We start from the raw sequence: 17288 nt of genomic DNA, 5'->3' as shown, positions 1-17288 counted from the left end.
TCAAAGTTAAATCCTTCCTAATTAACATATAAATAGTATATTTATTCAATTTAATGCATTATTTTTTAATATTTTTAAAATTCCCTATTGCTTTCTAGTCATCAGACCTTTAAAATAATAACAGTTACTCGACAAATTATTTGAATTTTCGACAAAAATACTCATTAGGAGGATTTTCTTTATATGCGTACAACTTTAAAACCAGCGCAAATACTTTCGATTAGTTTATTATTATTCGCAGTTTTCTTCGGTGCTGGTAATATGATTTTCCCGCCCCTTCTTGGTCTTTCTTCCGGAGAAAATATGTGGGTTTCCATTACAGGATTTATTATTACAGACGTCGGTTTATCTTTACTTGCTATCGTCGCTGTTGCCCTTGCCGGTGGTAGTTTTAATACTTTAGCAAGCCGTGTTCATCCAAAATTCGCAGCAGTATTCGCTATCATTATTTATCTTTCAATCGGCCCACTATTTGTTATTCCACGAACTGGAACTGTATCTTACGAAATTGGAATCGCACCACTCTTCCCGGACCAATGGTATTCTATGTTAGTCTTTAGTGCTATTTTCTTTACAGTCGTCTACTTCTTATCATTAAATCCATCCAAATTAGTAGATCATATCGGAAAAATATTAACGCCAATTTTACTTGGAATTATTGCAATTATGGCAACAAAGGCGATTCTTTCACCAGGATCGTTTGCAGAACCTATTGGTGACTATAAAGAAATCCCATTTTTCAAAGGATTTCTCGAAGGCTTTTTAACATTAGATGCAATCGGAGCTCTCGTATTATCAACAATTGTTGTAAATGCAATTCGCCAAAACGGTATACAAGATAAGAAATCCATTGCGAAATATACAATTATTTGCGGAAGCATTGCTGCCCTTTTCTTAACAATTGTTTATTTCTTACTCGGTTATATCGGCGCTTCAAACGGAAACTTAGGACAATTCGAAAATGGCGGTCAACTATTAGCAACTGTTATGTATCAATTCTTTGGGACAAGCGGTAACATTTTATTAAGCATCGCAATTATAGCTGCTTGTTTAACGACTGCAATCGGTGTTGTAAGTGCATTCGCCAACTATTTCACAACAGTACTAACAAATGTTTCATATAAGAAGCTTGTACTATACGTTTGTATCTTTAGCTTCATTATTTCAAACTTAGGATTAAGTTTATTAATTAAAATTACATTACCTGTATTAATTATTTTGTACCCAATTACAATCATTTTAATTTTCGTATCATTTATTGATAAATATACGAAACGTAAACCTTCTGTCTATATCGGAGCGATGATTGCCGCATTCCTTATTAGCTGTATTCATGCACTTGATAATGTGGGAATGATACCAAGTTTTATCGCTAATATCGTACACGCAATTCCTTTTTATGAATTAGGTATTGGCTGGATTGTTCCAGCAATAATTGGTGGTATAGTCGGATACTTTATTCCGCAAACAGAAACTGAAGGTGAAGTTTCTACAAAATAAAAAAAAGAAGCAAGCATTGATTATGCTTGCTTCTTCTTTATTTTCACATCGTATGTTTAAACGTAAACAACTCTTCTTTTGACTGAACAGCAGGTTGTTCCTTTTCTACATCTGTCTTCTTTATCTCACCGCCTAATCTTACTTTCATCATCGCTTCTTCTATACTTTTCACAATCATATTTCCTGAAAAAATGGTAAGCCCAAAAAATGTAATTGGAACGAGAGGAATCCACGGATGCACTGTTAATGATCTAAAATAGACTCCTATTAAACCTGACCATTCATGTGTGTAAGAGTCTACTTCTTCTACCGGTCCTAAAAACTTAACAGTTCCTCCAAAGAACACTTCCAGTAACCCTAAGTGCAATAAAATAGTAAGAGTCTGCGTAAACTGTTGAAGAAATACAAGTATAAACGTCATATAGAGATGCGGAAAAAGATGCTTTATAACAATATGTCTTCTCGATCCACCTAATATGCGCGCGGCATCAATAAATTCTTCTGTTTGTAATTTACGAACTTCCTTCGCAACATACAATGCAATAACTGGCATCACAAGCATTACAAGTAATATAACTTGAAACGAAGCCCTTTCAAAAAAAGTTGTTGTTTCCTCTCCACTTCCAAATCTATTCACAGATTGAAGAAAGAAATACGCAATCATAACCGTCGGAATAACTGTGAAACTATCAAAAAAAGCCTCAATCTTCGAAAATCCTCTTTTTAAATATGTTCCGAGTACAACACCGAAAAACACACCTATTACCATTCTAAGTGCTGCAATTAAAATAGATATACCAATCGTCCACTTCGCGCCTTCAATGACTAAATGTAAAAGGTCATATCCTTTCCGGTCTGTCCCGAGTAAAAATTGTAATGAAGGTGAAAACGGTGGCACTTCTGGATTTCCGGCCGCATCATATTGCAGTGTAACTTTTTTAATCTGTCCATCATTCCATATCGTATTTCCGATGCTCAAAAGAACTAATGTGAGAAGAAACCCAATGCTTACCCAAAATCTTTTATCGCGTTTTATGTACGTCCACATATTATAATCTCTCCTTCATCGCAGCTGGAATGAGATAATGAAACAATTTAAATAAAATAAAAATTGGAATATAAATAAGCAGCACACTAACGATGAAAACCTCAACCCTAATACCCTCATACGATTTCAAAAACATAAAAATACCACCCGTATTAAAAATCCATTCTATAATATATAAATTAGATAACATAAAAAAGATATTCGTTTTCGCAAAGAAAAGTGTACTAAGCAACACATTTCGTAATACATGACGATTTAAAATACGAAAGCGATTCAGCCCTTTCGCCTTAGCAAATAGTACATAATCTTTTTCTAGCTCATTTTCAAAACGAAGTACTAACATTTTTACAAACAGAATCGTAGTCGGTATACTCAAACAAAATATTGGCAATCCTCTAATCGACTCGCCTCCGATTGACGCAATTTGAAAAGGTAAAAAACCTGTTTGTTTAAAAAACCATACAACTAAAATTTGTGATACTAAAATAAGAAGAATGTCTGGAATAGATTCTAGGAAGATAAGAAATGATTTAATGCGATGTTGTATACGCGGTGAACTACTTATAATTACATAAACAATACAAAATGCTACAAATAATGAAATGAAAAAAGCAGCCAAAAAAATAACCATCGTTTCTTTATAATGGACGAACAACTGCGGAAATAAAAATTTACCTCTCACATATTGCAAATTGGAGATATCCATTAAGTTCACAAACACTTCTTTTAAACTCTGTATGTACTTTGATGCATGCAGCTCAAATCCATAAAATAATTTCGGCAATGCCCCTAAACAAATAATACCCAAAATCGAAATAATAAATTGAATCGTCACTTCCATCCCATTCAGAAAAACTTTTTTGACCACGTTTTCCCTTCTCTCTATATGTAATTTACCCCCTAATTTTATTCTTAATTTTCCGAATTGTAAATATTTATAAAATAAAGAATCACTAGGTTATGATCCTAGTGATTCTTTATGCGCATGCCCTTCTCTTTTCGCAAACGGCATATACAAAATAAAACATCCCATAAGCGCTGCAATTTCTAATGGAATAATATAGTAAGGATGCGGCCCTAACATATCGAGCAATGAAGCTGTTTCTGGCTTACGAGCTAAAAACATATAATTACCGCCCGTTTTGTAATTCACGAATGAAACGATTGGAATTACTATGTTTAAAAATATCATCGTACGCTTTATAGATTGCAAGGTCGGTCTATATCCTTCTACCCACGTCATAAAGAGCGGTGCCCAAATAAGTAATACATGTGCAATGAAGAATTCCATAAAGCGAAAATGCGGAAAAGCATACTGCAAGTTTGGCGTTAAAATAGCTTGTGATGCACCGATAATTCCTGTAAAAAATACAATCTCATATATTCGATAACTTTTCGTTACAATCATAATCGACGCTAACAACAAACTAATCGTACATAACTCAAATGGTAATGAAGTGCCTAGCTCAAAAATCCCCGCTTTCCATTCCCACATATGAAGCCCAATTTCGCTTCCAATAAATAAAAATGCAATCGCATATCGAACCGTTATATTCCACTCACTTTGACGTAATACATCTTGGTATTGATACAGAAAAAATATCCCTACCAACATAATAAATAATATAAGGACATGTTGCCTTGAGTATGGAATAAACGGTTTTAATGGATGCGCACTAAAATAAGCTTCCATCTTCCTTCCTCCCCTCCTTCATACAATATTATTGTAAGAAAGAAACAACGAGTCAATTCATTTGCTTAAACTAGGACAACCTCTACCTTACATTTACATATCCACACCTTACAAAACTGTAAGGTTATTGTAAGCTAAAACGATTTGTCATATTCTTCACCTCTTCTATACTTAATGTAGATACTAAAACGAACGAAAAGGTGATAAATAGATGAAGAAGAAAAATAAAGTGTTAATTACTAGTGTAGTAGCAATCGGAATTGCAGCTGGATCATATTTTGCATTTGCTGGCGGCGGTTCAGAAGTAGCAATGGCATATGGTGGTTATAAAGTTACGGAAAAACAAATTGAAAATGCACAAAAATTTGGCGGTGAAGTTATTCCAAACGGAATCGAAACGATTTCATTTGATCCAACAAAAGGTACGTATGAGTTAGCTGTTAAAAAAGGTGATGAAGTGAAAAAAGGTCAGCTTCTATTTAAATATAATGACCCTACTGCTAAACAAGGTGTAACGGAAGCAGAAATGCAAAAGAAAATCGCACAAAAAGAAGTAACATTGTATCAAAAACAAATTGATGCAGCGAAACAAAAATTACAAAAAGATAAAAATGCCGGCCTTCCTCAGGAAGCATTAAAAGCATCGGAAATCGAAGTTGGGCAATTAGAATCACAACTTGAAATGAAGAAGTTTGAAGTAGAAAAAGCTGATGAAATGATTAAAGCAGCAAAAGAGAAATTAAACACACTTTCTGTAACGAGCCCTGCCGATGGTGTAATTGATGATATCGTTAAAACTGCTGATGAAAAAACAGGTATGAGCGGAATTACACTTCGTCACGCTGGTCCATTTAAAGTAAAAGGTCAACTCTCTGAATATGAGCTTGTTAGTATGAAAGTTGGGCAAGAAGTAACTGTTTCATCAAAAACTGTCGCTGGTAAGACTTGGACAGGAAAAGTAACAGAAATCGGTTCTACACCATTAAAGAGCATGGACGAAAACAAAACAGTTTCCAACTATCAATTCACTGTTACATTAGACAATAGTGAAGAATTACAAAACGGCTTCCACGTTTACGTAACAAGTAAATCAGGCGAAGCAACTGGTACAATCGTTCCCAAAAGCAGCATCGTGAAAAAAGGTGACAAAAATGTTGTCTTCATTGTAAAAGATGGTAAAGCGAAAGAACAAGCGGTTACTGTTGAATTTGAAACAGATAGCGAAGCAAAAGTTTCTGGAGTGAAAAAAGGAGAGCAAATTATCTCTAAACCTGAAAAAGATTTAAAAGATGGTATGGAGGTTGTCGTTGAATGATTAACTTAAAAGGCATCACGAAATCTTTCCAAAATGGTGCAGAATCAGTTCAAATATTACACGGAATTGACTTAACACTGAACCAAGGAGAATTCACTTCTATTATGGGACCATCTGGTTCTGGTAAATCAACATTAATGAACATTATCGGTTGCTTAGATAAACCAACGACAGGTGCGTACGAACTAGCTGGTCAAAATATTTCAAACATGTCTGAAACAGAACTTGCACACGTTCGTAATAAAGAGATCGGATTCATATTCCAAAACTTTATGTTACTACCAAGACTTACAGCAATGCAAAATGTTGAATTACCTCTTATTTATGCAGGTGTTGATAAAAAAGAGCGACGTGAACGTTCACTAGCAGCTTTAACAAAAGTAGGTTTAGCTGATCGTGCTACTCACTTACCAAATGAATTGTCAGGTGGGCAAAAGCAGCGTGTCGCAGTCGCACGTGCAATCGTAAATAACCCGAAATTTCTCTTAGCAGATGAACCGACGGGTGCACTTGATACGAAAACGAGTACACAAATTATGGACCTCTTTTACGAACTAAACAAACAAGGCTCAACAATCATTATGATTACCCACGACCGTGAAATCGGGGAAGCAGCTGCACGCCAAATTGTAATTCGTGACGGAAATATCGTCCAAGATTGGAGAGGTTAATTTTGAACACGAGTGAAAATATACGCATGGCCCTTTCCTCTATCTTTGCTCATAAAATGCGTTCTATCTTAACGATGTTAGGTATTATTATCGGTATTAGTGCCATTATTACTATCATTTCAATGGGTGATGGTACAAACGCAAAGTTTAAAAAAGAATTAGGCCAAGGAAAAGATAATGAAGTAACGATTTACTACAACAACCTTGATTATGGAACAGATAGTGCCAAAATCACAGCTGATATGCTAAAACGTCTTCAAACTGTTCCAGGCGTTAAAGATGTTTACCCCGATGTGAGTATGAAAGTAAAAGCATCTTCTGGTTCAAAGGATGTCTCTCTTGATTTAAAAGGTGGAACAGGCGCCTTTATGACAGATTCGAAGATAAAATTAGTTCACGGTCGTGAATTAAACGACAGCGAATTAAACCAAGCAATTCCTGCTGTTATATTAAATGAAGAAGCTTTCAATAAATTATTTAACGGTTGGGAATCAAATTTATACACTGATATAAAAGGAAAGCCGTATAAAATAGTCGGTGTATACGAAACGAAAAATGAATTCGGAATGGCTATGCCTGAAGGTTATACATCACTTGAAAACGCTCCTGTCATTTCAGGAGTAAATGAGTATGACTCTGTAAAATTAACAATGACCTCTCCAACAGAACGGAAAAGTGTAGAAAAACAAGCCGTTTCTGTTTTAAATGAAATGAAAGCTCCTAAATTTGAGCATAAATTCGAAGCACAGGACTTAGGTGAATTTACGAAGCAATTAGACGAGTCAATCGGTATGATGAAGATGGTATTCGGTGGTATTGCCGCTATCTCCTTACTTGTTGGTGGTATCGGTGTAATGAATATCATGCTTGTATCTGTAACAGAACGTACACGTGAGATCGGTATTCGTAAAGCACTTGGTGCAACGCGCGGTAAAGTATTAACGCAATTCTTAATTGAATCTTGTATTTTAACAGGACTCGGTGGTTTCATCGGATTCATGCTCGGTATTTTCTTCGCTTGGATCGTCTCAATCTTTGCCGGATGGCCACTCGTTATCTCAAAAGAACTTGGACTTCTTTCAGTAGGTATCTCAATGCTAATCGGTATTGCATTCGGTTTACTACCAGCAAACAAAGCTGCTAAACTTGATCCAATTGAATGTTTACGATATGAGTAAATAAAAAACGTAGGAGTTTACACTCCTACGTTTTTTATTTTATTGAAGGCAAATGTAATTTTATCGACGTTTTGACAAAAATAAGAACCTCTAACTTCTATTATATAATTCTATTGCAATTCGTGAACCAATTCATAACGATATCGTCCCTTTAAATCATGTTTCTTCTATTATATATGTTTCATGTTACGAATATCTTTTTATCATTTAAACTTTCATTTCTTGCGAAAGCTATCAAGCAATCCTATTATTGCAAAAACAATATGTAAAAGAACAAATTCAAGGCGTAATTTTTTCCATACTACAACTTATTTTGTAACAATTATATCTCTATTTCATTAAAATCCACCCTATATATATGACTCCACACGCAAAGAGATTATATTATTATAACTAAATTGCAATTTAAACAGTTAAATACCCCCATTTCGTAACGTTACAGAAATATGAGCGTAATACCACTGATACATTATTAATCTATCAGTAATTAAAATGGTATTGATTTTATGAATACTATGTTCTAATCCCCTGAAAAACGCAAAGAAAACGCTATCAGGATATTAATGGAATTATTACAGAATATTAATGCCTCGTTACGAATGCTTTGTAGTTTTGTGTTTTCCGCAAATAAGAAAATAATGGTTGCTATAATGAGGTCAACGAAAACAAATGCAATGGAGGCTATTATGAAAAAATTTATGGGTATAGCAACAGCAGCGGTTTTTGGTCTTGGGATTTTCACAACATCTGCTAAAGCAGAAACAATCGTAACGACTGATGTACTAAATGTACGAGAAAACCCAACTACTGAATCACAAGTTGTCGGAAAGTTATTAGATGGATATAAAGTTAACGTTTTACATACAGAAAACGGATGGTCAAAAGTTAAATTAAATAGTGGTAAAGAGGCTTTCATAAGCGCTGACTACACAAAAGATACTTACTACGTAACAGCAAACGTATTAAACGTACGTGCTGGTGCAAACACAGACTCAGAAATTCTTGGTAAGTTGAAACAAGATGATGTAATCGAAACAACACACGAAGTGCAAAATGACTGGATTCAATTTGAATATAACGGAAAAACAGCTTATGTTCATGTTCCTTACTTAACAGGTAAAGCACCAGTTAAAGTTCAACCAGCAGTTAAAGTTGAAAAAGCAATTAAAGTTCAAGACACAGCTAAAGTTCGTGAAGCAGTTAAAGCTGGAGAAGTAGCTGAAACTCAAGCAAAAGCTAAAGCAGAGGAAGCAACTAAAGCTCGTGAAGCAGCTGAAGCTCAAGCAGAAGTTAAAGCTCAGGAAGCAGCTAAAGCTCGTGAAGCAGCTAAGGCTCAAGCAGAAACTAAAGCTCAGGCAGATGCTGAAGCTCAAGCAGAAGCTCAAGCTCAAGAAGCAGCTCAAGCTCGTGAAGCAGCTAAAGCTCAGGAAGCAGCTGAAGCTCAAGCAGCGGCTAAAGCTCAAGAAGCAGCTAAAGCTCGTGAAGCGGCTAAAGCTCAGGCAGATGCTGAAGCTCGTGAAGCAGCTAAGGCTCAAGAGGCAGCAGCTGAAGCTCGTAAAGCAGCTAAGGCTCAAGAGGCAGCTGATCGTGAAGCGGCTAATAAAGCTCAAAAACCAGCTACACAACAACCTGTTGCAAAAGAAACTGAAACAAGTGCACCATCTTCTTCTCGTGAGTTAAGAGTTGTAGCAACAGCTTACACAGCAGATCCACTTGAAAATGGTTATAAAGCAGGAGACCAAGTAAAATCAGCTTTAGGTCATAACTTAACAGCTAATCCAAACATGAAACTAATTGCAGTTGATCCAAGTGTAATTCCATTAGGTTCAAAAGTATGGGTTGAAGGTTACGGAGTAGCAATCGCTGGTGATACTGGTGGAGCTATTAAAGGAAATAAAATTGATGTTTTAATGCCAGATAAAGGTACATCAAGTAACTGGGGACGTAAAACAGTTACAGTGAAAGTTTTAAACTAATTACTATATAAAAAAGAGTCAGTCTCAACGTTGAGGCTGACTCTTTTTTTATGATTCTTACATTCTTTCTATCTCCTTCTCCCACGTCCAAGTTAAATCTATCCCTTTGCATTCTATATACGATAGACTACTATTTCAACAGAAAAAAGAGGATGCCATAGCATCCTCTCCTCCCTTCCCTATTCCACACAAGTAAATTGCGTCCAAGCTCCTACATAATCTAGTAAGAACAACTCTTCTTCAGCAATTGTACCGACAATATTTTTCCGTTCATCTATCGGCATTTCTTTCAAGATGATTTGTAGCTCACCTTTATACTTTCCGAATAGGTTATTACCAATCACCACTTGCCCTCTTTCCTGCAGTACACTTTCGCGTACTGGGAAGTCATAGTCTTTGTACTTTTTACGTACTTCTGTAGAACGTACCATATATTCTGTTATGTCGCCGCGTCTTACGTGTAATTCTTGCAGTGTTGCTCTCTTCTCTACTTCAGTCGCTTCGTCTACAAATTGTACTTTTAGCTGTAACATGTAACGATTTAAATTTCCTAGTTTCTCTAACTCTTCTTCACTCGCATAAGCATTTCCGATAATAACATCATCGATTAGCCCTGTTGCCCATAAATGCTTCGCTTGTACTTCGATTGGAAGATTACGATGCTCCTCTAATGTACATAATCCGTCATTAATATCCCACGGACCAATGTCAGCTGCATGTGACGTAATAAATGCTGCACTTCGAATTCCGTGCTTTTTAAAACGCTCACTACAGCGAATGAAATAGTCGTACGGAAGACCAGTAAATTTTTGCGGATAAAAATTGTGACAACCGATTAAAGCTGATTTATTCGCCTGATGCGAAAGAATATTTTCTAAATACGCAATATCGTTACTTACGTTTAACTCAATTTTTAAACCGTACGGATTATTCGTCATTTTTGCTTCAGTTAATCCGTCAAACCCTACATCTAAACGAATACCGTCTGCACCCATCTCTGCGAAGAATGATAGATCACTATAACTAATACCAAGTTGATCGAATACAGCTGGAGCTACATCTAAAATAACTTCCATATTGTTATCTTTTGCGTGATTAATAATTTCTTTAAATTCAGCTACAATTTCCTCTTTCGGACGATTAACAGATAGTAAACAAGTGAATATTCTTGAAAAACCGTGACGTGCCGCTGCCGAAATGTATGCCATATCTTTTTCTTTCGTTGAATGCTCTGGATAAAGTGAAATTCCTAATTTACGCTCCATGCTTTTGCATCTCCTTCACACGTTGTATTAATGCCATGCTCGTAAATCTATATTTTGCAGATAAACATGTTGCACATAAAATCGTTGGTACGATGATAAAGAATGGTGATTGTAAACTAAATGCCACATAAGCTCCCATTGAACACCCGATAAATAATATCGACACAAGTAGTAACACTAATAAAGATTTACTTTGTACCCATTTTGAATAATGAGCAATGCACTGCCCCGCTACGAATGTAATTAAGATGATAATTGCTCCGAGCATTCTACTTTCTCCTCTCCTGCTAATTGTTGTTTCTCGTACATTTTGAAGAATGGGTAGTAAATAACGAATGAGATAACAAAGTTAACAAGTACAAGTACACCAGCCATAATTGTCCAGTCCGTACTAATAATAGCTGCAATTGGCGCTAACATCGTAAATGGCAGCTTCGCCATCATGAGCGGAATCATACCTGAAACAACTGCGAAATATGATACTGTCGTTGTAACTAACGGTGTAATAACGAACGGAATAATTAAAATTGGATTCATTACAATTGGTGCCCCGAAAATAATTGGCTCGTTAATATTGAATAAACCTGGTACGAATGATAATCTACCTAACTCTTTTAGGAACTTAGATTTAGAGAACATAAACATAATTACTAAAGCTAACGTTGAGCCTGATCCACCAATCCATACGAACCATTGAATAAATTGCTCTGTAAATAAGTTTGGTAATTGATGTGCATTTCCTGTAGCCGTGAATACTTCCATATTTTCAAGAATTGCTGAATCCCACATTGGACGAATGATTGGTCCTAAAATCGCTGGGCCATGTATACCGAACGACCAGAAGAATACGATTAGGAATACTGTTAATAAACCACCGAATAAATTATTACCTACTAATACTGACTTTAATGGTGCAATTAAATATGTGATCGTTGTATTTACATCAAATTTCAAACCGTAACGAATACCCCAGAATAAAAGAATAACTACTAGAGTTGGAATTAATGCTGCAAATGAATTTGCAACTGCTGGTGGTACACTGTCTGGTAATTTAATCGAAATATTATGCTTAATCATGAAATGATAAATTTCAACTGCAATTAATGCTGTCACAATAGCTCCGAATAAAGACGTAGCACTTAATGTCCCTACTGAAATATATCTTCCTGCATCAATAACACCTGGTACAGCTTTTGTTATTTGAATAGGTTCAACTGATGCTAGTAAAAAGGCGAGTACAGATAATAATCCTGCACTTAACTGATTGAGCTGATAAAAGTTCGCGAGTGAGGCCCCTACCCCAAATGCTGCGTATAAAGCCATTAAACCTACTGTAAATCGGAATGGAATATCTAAAATATGGCGAAACGGTGCAATCCACTCCATATATGCATCAATTGGTAAATTTAAAAAGATAACGAAAAATGACCCGACAATCGTTAACGGTAATGTAGAAATAACTCCATTCCGAATTGCTAATAAATGTCGTTGCCCCGCAATCTTTTGCGTTGTTGGCATAATCTTCTGTTCCATAAAACTCATAAAACCATTCATCGATAACCCTCCCTATGTTCAATCTGGCGAAAACAAAAGTTATAACATTATAATGTTTATATTTAAAAAAATATAATTACGCTAAAACTAAGTGTTCAGCTTGCTTAAGTACTTTTACACCATCACACATGCCATAATCTCGTTGCTCTATAATTGCAACTGGTATATCGTGTGACTTCGCAAGAAACTCTACCGCTGGAAACAAATACTTCACCTGTGGTCCGATTAAAACAACATCAGCATTTTTTATTTCCAGTTTCACAAGTTCCGAATCAACTGCTTTAATTTTATAATCCTTCCCTTGTTTCTTTGCCTCTTCTTGCATTTTTCTTACAACCATACTCGTTGACATGCCTGCTGCACAACATAATAAAATGTACATATTATACTGTCACTTTCTCTTCCACTCGTTTATGAAGAGCGATAAATTCCTCAGCAAGTTCTTTCACTGTAATGGCATTCATTAAATGATCTTGTGCATGCACTAATAATAAACTTATTTCTGCATGATTGCCTCTTGCTTCCTCTTGAATTAAATCCGTTTGAATACGATGAGCGGATGATATTTCCTCACTAGCAAGTTCCATCTTTTCACTCGCATTCTGAAAATCTCCTTGTCTTGCAAAAGCAATTGCTTCAAGTGCCGCGCTTCTAGCGTTGCCACCATGTAAAATTAACGCAAATGGAGTTTGCATATCAGTCATTTTAAATTCCTCCAAGCTATGTTTTTTCTATATTTTTACCTTATTATGAAAACGCATACAATTAAACATAAAAAACTTCCGTTATGTAACGGAAGTTTTTATATACTTTTTTTATAAAGATAATAATATCTCTTGGAAATCTTCAATTATTTCAGCCTGAGTTAATTTCTCTATCGTATTTTGACTAGACATAATATCATATAAAAAATCATAAAGCCTTTGCAAATCTTCATTATTATTGCGCTTCACACTAAATAAAATAATAACTTGTACTTTCTTATCTCCCCAGTCAATCGCTTTATCAAGTGTACAAAACATCAAAAATGTTTGTTCACTTAATAACTGCATCGGATGTGGAATCGCAACTAAATTCCCAACCGCTGTAGGAGATGTGTTCTCTCTTTCCATAACAGAAGCATAAAAGTTTGCAGGTACATAACTTTTCGCAGCAGCTTTCTCACATAAAAACTGGATAACCTCTTCTTTCGTAGAAGCACTACGATTTAAGAAGATCAAATCTTCCTTAATATATTGCTGCACACTACTATTCACATGCGTAAATAACTGCTGACCAATTGACTTAATCTCTTTATCATCAAATATTGAATTTACTTTTATAACTGGCACAGGCAAACCACTCGGTATATGAATCGTACTAATAATACAATCTATTTTTTCTTTATAAAGATCTTCTACCTTCAATTGATAATAGCCTGTAATACCTACAACCTCTAATTTATCTCGGAACTGTGATAGAATTTTATATTTCAATAGTTGTGCGCTTCCTTGACCAGTCGCACAAACTAATAAACATCTTTTCTTTTGATTCTTTTCCTGTAAACGGCTCATCGCTCCGCCGAAGTGAATGGCAATATAACCAATTTCACTTTCTGAAATCGAGTCACCCGTATATTCACCAATCATATCTCCAACGAGAACCGCAATTTCAAAAGCATATGGATAATTCTTTTTCACTTCTGCCAAAAGAGGATTTCTCGTATTTAATTTATATTTCAAACGGTTTAATAATGTTTTTAAATGAACACCAAACCCAAATAATAATTCCTCATCATAATAAAAAGTAAGATTCCGTTCTTCCGCCACTTTGAAAAGAATATGCTGCATGAATGCATATACATCTTTCCCTAATAGCTCTTCCACATTTTCATAGCACTCTCTCGCTGTAACAGCCGTACTTAATAAATGCATCGTCACATATAAAATTTCTTCTTCTGGAAATTGAAGTTTCAACTCTTCCTCTAAATCCCCTAAAATCTGTTTCGCAATTTTGTATTCTTTCTTTATTATAAGTTCAGATTTCTCTACATGCAGTGCTTGAATGTAATGATCATCCCTGCATCTCTTTAAAGCAATTGCAATATGAATTACTAAATTATCAATTTCTATATCTGATAAATATATCGTTCCTCCCTCGATATATTTTAGTATAACTGAGCGAATGAGAGAAATATGAGGTAACGATAAATATGTGTCCGTCTGCTCATAGTTCTCATGAAACGGCGTATGGTCATAACGCGGTAAACCATATTGTGATAAACAAGAACGAATATTAAATTCTTCTCCTGCAATACGTATACCATAATATGGTCTTTTTTCAATTTGTAACTCATAGCGACTACAAATATCCGTAACATCTTTCATAATTAAGTTTACAGTAGATTTACTCACATAAATCTCTTCCGCTAGCTGTGAAAGCTTCATATAACCATCTGTCGTTAAAATACGTTGTAAAATATACGCTACTCTTTCTTCATAAGAAGTGGGAATCTTTTCTGTCTGCTTTTGAAATACATTTACGCAAAAATCTTCAAACTTCTTAGTTTGTATAATTTCTAGTTCGTACCCATTTCCCCTTTGCGATTCAATTTTCGCTCCGTGTTCTTCCAATATATCATTTAATAATTTTATATCCTTTTGAATCGTCTTAGTTGATACGTGTAAACGGCTCGCTAAAAAAGCTCGATTTAACATCGATTTCTCTTCTAAAAATTCCTCTAAAATGGAAATTAATCGCTGATGCACTTTTGTCATAGCTCTTCCTCTCGCTCTTTATATAAAAGGGAAAAAGCCACTGAAATCAGTAGTTTTTTCCCTTTTACCCCGATTGGTGTGGGCTAATAATCAGTGGGGACGAACTAAATCCCCACTGATTAAAGCTTCACTTTATCCCGCTTTCATTATTTCTTTAGTGTAAATCCAAATTTATCCCATGCTTGTAAATAGTCTAATAAGAAAATCTCTTCCTCTACAACTCGGCCAACTACATTTGTTTTTCCTGTATTCACCATATCTTTTAACGCGATTTGTAATTCACCTTTATATTGACCATACTGTTCATTATCAATTAAAAGATCACCGCGCTTAATTTCGCGCGTATTATGCGGTTTGAACTCTTCTGTTTTATATTTCACACGACTCTGTGTAGAACGAATCATATATTCAGATACATCTCCGCGATAAAAATGCGGTTCATCTAACACAATAATTCTCTCTAATTCTGTTGTTGTATCATATAGTCCTATATCAAATGTTTGTTTCTCTTTATTTAATGCACCTAGTGCTTGTAATTCTTCTTCTGATGCATAAGCGTTCGCAATAATAACATCATCAATTAATTCTGTCGCAAATAAATGCTTCGCTTGTGTTGTCATCGGTAATTCACGATGCTGCTCTAGTGTACATAACCCTTCTGTTACTGGCCAAGGTCCATAGGTTGCATCGAATGATGAAATAAAAGCAGCTGTTCTCATACCGTAATCTTTAAATTGTTTCGAGCATTTAATGAAATGATCGTATGATAATCCGGAATAACGATGCGGATAAAAGTTATGACAACCAATTAAATTTTCACGATTTGGTCTATGACTCATAATATTATCTACATACTTCGTACCGTTACTCATATTAATCTCAATTTTTAAGCCGTATGGATTGTATGTCATAATCGATTCTTCTAAACCTGAGAAACCAACATCTAAACGAATACCGTACGCACCTAGTTCATGGAAGAACGATAAATCATTATACGAAATACCTAGTTGTTCAAAAACAGCTGGACTAATATCAACTAATACTTGAAACCCTAATGCATTCGCATGAGAGATCGTTTCCTTAAACTCTTCTATAATTGTCTCTTTTTCGCCATCTACAGATAATAAACATGTGAATACACGTGTAAATCCGTATTTACTTGCTAATGTTAAATACTCTTTATCTTCCTCTACTGTCGAATGTTCTGGATAAATAGAAATACCTAATCGTCTCATATGTACATGCCTCTTTCTTCATCATATTGTAAACCTTTTCAAATATATGTAGTAAAAAAGTATGTATCCCCTTCTCGTCCACTACCATTTGAATCCGCTTTCTTTAAAGAAAAAATATTTTCTATCATTCATAACAACTACTAGTCTATACATCTATACTTTACATCTTTTTTTCAAAATTGTGTAGTCTTTCCACAAATTCGTCAGTTTTTTCGCCTCAAAAATTGTGGTTCTGGTGCAAAAACTTCAGGACAATTGCAATCAATCTACAAATCTTGGACATACTGATATACTAATCTAAAGAAGGTGCGTGATTGGTATGGAACAGGAAAATGTATTCAAATGGAAGCATTATCAGCCTGATATTATTTTATTAACGGTAAGATGGTACCTACGGTACAACCTCAGTTTTCGTGATTTAGTGGAAATGATGGAGGAACGGGGCTTATCCATTTCTCATACAACGATTATGCGTTGGGTTCATCAGTACGGTCCTGAATTGGACAAACGAATCCGACGTCACCTTAAACAAACAAGTGACTCCTGGAGAGTCGATGAAACATATATCAAAGTAAAAGGTCAATGGATGTACCTGTATCGTGCTGTTGATTCGAAAGGAAATACAATCGATTTTCACCTGAGCAAAAAAAGAGACCCGAAGGCTGCAAAGCATTTTTTCAAGAAGGCCTTGCAGTCTTTTCATGTTTCAAAACCTCGTGTTATAACAGTCGATAAAAATCCAGCTTATCCTATAGCAATTGAACAGTTGAAAAAAGAAAAAAGCATACCTGGTCGTATGCTACTTAGACAACAAAAGTACTTGAATAACATAGCAGAACAAGATCATCGCTTTATAAAGAAGCGAATTCGTTCTATGCTAGGGTTCAAATGTTTTGACACAGCTACATCCATTCTTTCTGGAGTAGAAGCCATGCATATGATAAAAAAGAACAGGTTGATTTACGGGACCTGGACTTATCCCCGTCAAGTAGACAACTGTAAAAAAGACTATGCAGCCATCGAAATTCGATATTCGATCGGAGCTCGATGATTGAGTCGTTTTTGGAATCGTTTGTAGTTATAATGATAGATGTATG

Annotated in this window: 16 protein-coding genes and 1 pseudogene; 6 read left to right on the top strand and 11 right to left on the bottom strand. The window is 35.3% G+C overall.

Going from position 1 to position 17288, the window contains the following annotated elements:
* Window positions 1–183: 183 nt before the first annotated feature.
* Window positions 184–1500, top strand: a complete 1317-nt coding sequence (gene brnQ2, locus BWGOE10_RS03890; protein WP_070140997.1) for a branched-chain amino acid transport system II carrier protein BrnQ2 — start codon at window positions 184–186, stop codon at window positions 1498–1500.
* A 43-nt stretch (window positions 1501–1543) separates the two neighbouring features.
* On the opposite strand, the gene BWGOE10_RS03885 is transcribed toward brnQ2, so the two are convergent.
* The 3 genes from BWGOE10_RS03885 to BWGOE10_RS03875 all read right to left on the bottom strand — a co-directional run bounded on the left by BWGOE10_RS03885 (window position 1544) and on the right by BWGOE10_RS03875 (window position 4241).
* Window positions 1544–2548: an ABC transporter permease gene (locus BWGOE10_RS03885; RefSeq protein ID WP_070140996.1), complete on the bottom strand. Its 1005-nt coding sequence runs from the start codon at window positions 2546–2548 to the stop codon at window positions 1544–1546.
* A 1-nt stretch (window position 2549) separates the two neighbouring features.
* Window positions 2550–3416 carry an ABC transporter permease subunit gene (locus BWGOE10_RS03880; RefSeq protein WP_070140995.1) on the bottom strand — a complete coding sequence of 289 codons (867 nt, stop codon included), beginning with the start codon at window positions 3414–3416 and terminating at the stop codon, window positions 2550–2552.
* Window positions 3417–3506: 90 nt separating this feature from the next.
* On the bottom strand, window positions 3507–4241 hold the full coding sequence (locus BWGOE10_RS03875) for a TIGR02206 family membrane protein (protein WP_070140994.1): 735 nt from the start codon (window positions 4239–4241) through the stop codon (window positions 3507–3509).
* A 211-nt stretch (window positions 4242–4452) separates the two neighbouring features.
* Here BWGOE10_RS03875 and BWGOE10_RS03870 point away from each other — a divergent pair, with 211 nt between their 5' ends.
* The 4 genes from BWGOE10_RS03870 (at window position 4453) to entC (ending at window position 9381) form a co-directional block, all read left to right on the top strand.
* Entirely contained in the window at window positions 4453–5556 is a 1104-nt protein-coding gene (locus tag BWGOE10_RS03870) for an efflux RND transporter periplasmic adaptor subunit (RefSeq protein ID WP_070140993.1), read from the top strand.
* Window positions 5553–6227 carry an ABC transporter ATP-binding protein gene (locus BWGOE10_RS03865; RefSeq protein ID WP_070140992.1) on the top strand — a complete coding sequence of 225 codons (675 nt, stop codon included), beginning with the start codon at window positions 5553–5555 and terminating at the stop codon, window positions 6225–6227. Before BWGOE10_RS03870 ends, BWGOE10_RS03865 begins: the two co-directional genes overlap by 4 nt.
* 26 nt (window positions 6228–6253) lie before the next feature.
* Window positions 6254–7405, top strand: a complete 1152-nt coding sequence (locus tag BWGOE10_RS03860; protein WP_415858222.1) for an ABC transporter permease — start codon at window positions 6254–6256, stop codon at window positions 7403–7405.
* Between the two features lie 563 nt (window positions 7406–7968).
* Window positions 7969–9381, top strand: a complete 1413-nt coding sequence (gene entC, locus BWGOE10_RS03855; RefSeq protein ID WP_070140990.1) for a cell wall-binding protein EntC — start codon at window positions 7969–7971, stop codon at window positions 9379–9381.
* A gap of 179 nt (window positions 9382–9560) precedes the next feature.
* Here the strand turns inward: entC and BWGOE10_RS03850 are convergent, their stop codons facing one another.
* The 7 genes from BWGOE10_RS03850 to BWGOE10_RS03820 form a co-directional block, all read right to left on the bottom strand.
* The gene (locus BWGOE10_RS03850) at window positions 9561–10646 is read right to left on the bottom strand and encodes a DUF871 domain-containing protein (protein ID WP_070140989.1); all 1086 of its coding nucleotides are present in this window, start codon (window positions 10644–10646) and stop codon (window positions 9561–9563) included.
* Complete coding sequence (locus tag BWGOE10_RS03845) at window positions 10636–10914, bottom strand: hypothetical protein (RefSeq protein ID WP_002150399.1); 279 nt, start codon at window positions 10912–10914, stop codon at window positions 10636–10638. Before BWGOE10_RS03845 ends, BWGOE10_RS03850 begins: the two co-directional genes overlap by 11 nt.
* Window positions 10890–12200: a PTS sugar transporter subunit IIC gene (locus BWGOE10_RS03840; RefSeq protein WP_070140988.1), complete on the bottom strand. Its 1311-nt coding sequence runs from the start codon at window positions 12198–12200 to the stop codon at window positions 10890–10892. The genes BWGOE10_RS03845 and BWGOE10_RS03840 overlap by 25 nt, the downstream gene beginning before the upstream one ends.
* A gap of 76 nt (window positions 12201–12276) precedes the next feature.
* Entirely contained in the window at window positions 12277–12582 is a 306-nt protein-coding gene (locus BWGOE10_RS03835; protein WP_070140987.1) for a PTS sugar transporter subunit IIB, read from the bottom strand.
* A gap of 1 nt (window position 12583) precedes the next feature.
* Window positions 12584–12904: a PTS lactose/cellobiose transporter subunit IIA gene (locus BWGOE10_RS03830; RefSeq protein WP_070140986.1), complete on the bottom strand. Its 321-nt coding sequence runs from the start codon at window positions 12902–12904 to the stop codon at window positions 12584–12586.
* A gap of 111 nt (window positions 12905–13015) precedes the next feature.
* Window positions 13016–14956: a BglG family transcription antiterminator gene (locus BWGOE10_RS03825; protein WP_070140985.1), complete on the bottom strand. Its 1941-nt coding sequence runs from the start codon at window positions 14954–14956 to the stop codon at window positions 13016–13018.
* A gap of 146 nt (window positions 14957–15102) precedes the next feature.
* Window positions 15103–16191 (bottom strand): DUF871 domain-containing protein, encoded by a 1089-nt coding sequence (locus tag BWGOE10_RS03820; protein ID WP_070140984.1) that lies wholly within the window; start codon window positions 16189–16191, stop codon window positions 15103–15105.
* A 319-nt stretch (window positions 16192–16510) separates the two neighbouring features.
* Between BWGOE10_RS03820 and BWGOE10_RS03815 the strand changes: the two are divergent.
* Window positions 16511–17193: pseudogene (locus tag BWGOE10_RS03815) on the top strand (IS6 family transposase).
* Window positions 17194–17199: 6 nt separating this feature from the next.
* On the opposite strand, the gene BWGOE10_RS33895 reads toward BWGOE10_RS03815, so the two are convergent.
* Window positions 17200–17283: a hypothetical protein gene (locus tag BWGOE10_RS33895; protein ID WP_367890491.1), complete on the bottom strand. Its 84-nt coding sequence runs from the start codon at window positions 17281–17283 to the stop codon at window positions 17200–17202.
* Between the last annotated feature and the right edge of the window lie 5 nt (window positions 17284–17288).

It is taken from the genome of Bacillus mycoides (assembly GCF_001757995.1).
Classification (GTDB): Bacteria; Bacillota; Bacilli; order Bacillales; family Bacillaceae_G; genus Bacillus_A; species Bacillus_A mycoides_B.
This window is presented reverse-complemented; position numbering and strand designations above follow the sequence as displayed.

Bases quoted from the DNA above. Each gene is read 5' to 3' on its own strand.
- brnQ2 (WP_070140997.1), top strand. From the start codon at position 184: ATGCGTACAACTTTAAAACCAGCGCAAATACTTTCGATTAGTTTATTA.
- BWGOE10_RS03885 (WP_070140996.1), bottom strand. From the start codon at position 2,548: ATGTGGACGTACATAAAACGCGATAAAAGATTTTGGGTAAGCATTGGG.
- BWGOE10_RS03875 (WP_070140994.1), bottom strand. From the start codon at position 4,241: ATGGAAGCTTATTTTAGTGCGCATCCATTAAAACCGTTTATTCCATAC.
- BWGOE10_RS03870 (WP_070140993.1), top strand. From the start codon at position 4,453: ATGAAGAAGAAAAATAAAGTGTTAATTACTAGTGTAGTAGCAATCGGA.
- BWGOE10_RS03865 (WP_070140992.1), top strand. From the start codon at position 5,553: ATGATTAACTTAAAAGGCATCACGAAATCTTTCCAAAATGGTGCAGAA.
- BWGOE10_RS03860 (WP_415858222.1), top strand. From the start codon at position 6,254: ATGGCCCTTTCCTCTATCTTTGCTCATAAAATGCGTTCTATCTTAACG.
- entC (WP_070140990.1), top strand. From the start codon at position 7,969: ATGGAATTATTACAGAATATTAATGCCTCGTTACGAATGCTTTGTAGT.
- BWGOE10_RS03850 (WP_070140989.1), bottom strand. From the start codon at position 10,646: ATGGAGCGTAAATTAGGAATTTCACTTTATCCAGAGCATTCAACGAAA.
- BWGOE10_RS03845 (WP_002150399.1), bottom strand. From the start codon at position 10,914: ATGCTCGGAGCAATTATCATCTTAATTACATTCGTAGCGGGGCAGTGC.
- BWGOE10_RS03840 (WP_070140988.1), bottom strand. From the start codon at position 12,200: ATGAATGGTTTTATGAGTTTTATGGAACAGAAGATTATGCCAACAACG.
- BWGOE10_RS03835 (WP_070140987.1), bottom strand. From the start codon at position 12,582: ATGTACATTTTATTATGTTGTGCAGCAGGCATGTCAACGAGTATGGTT.
- BWGOE10_RS03830 (WP_070140986.1), bottom strand. From the start codon at position 12,904: ATGACTGATATGCAAACTCCATTTGCGTTAATTTTACATGGTGGCAAC.
- BWGOE10_RS03825 (WP_070140985.1), bottom strand. From the start codon at position 14,956: ATGACAAAAGTGCATCAGCGATTAATTTCCATTTTAGAGGAATTTTTA.
- BWGOE10_RS03820 (WP_070140984.1), bottom strand. From the start codon at position 16,191: ATGAGACGATTAGGTATTTCTATTTATCCAGAACATTCGACAGTAGAG.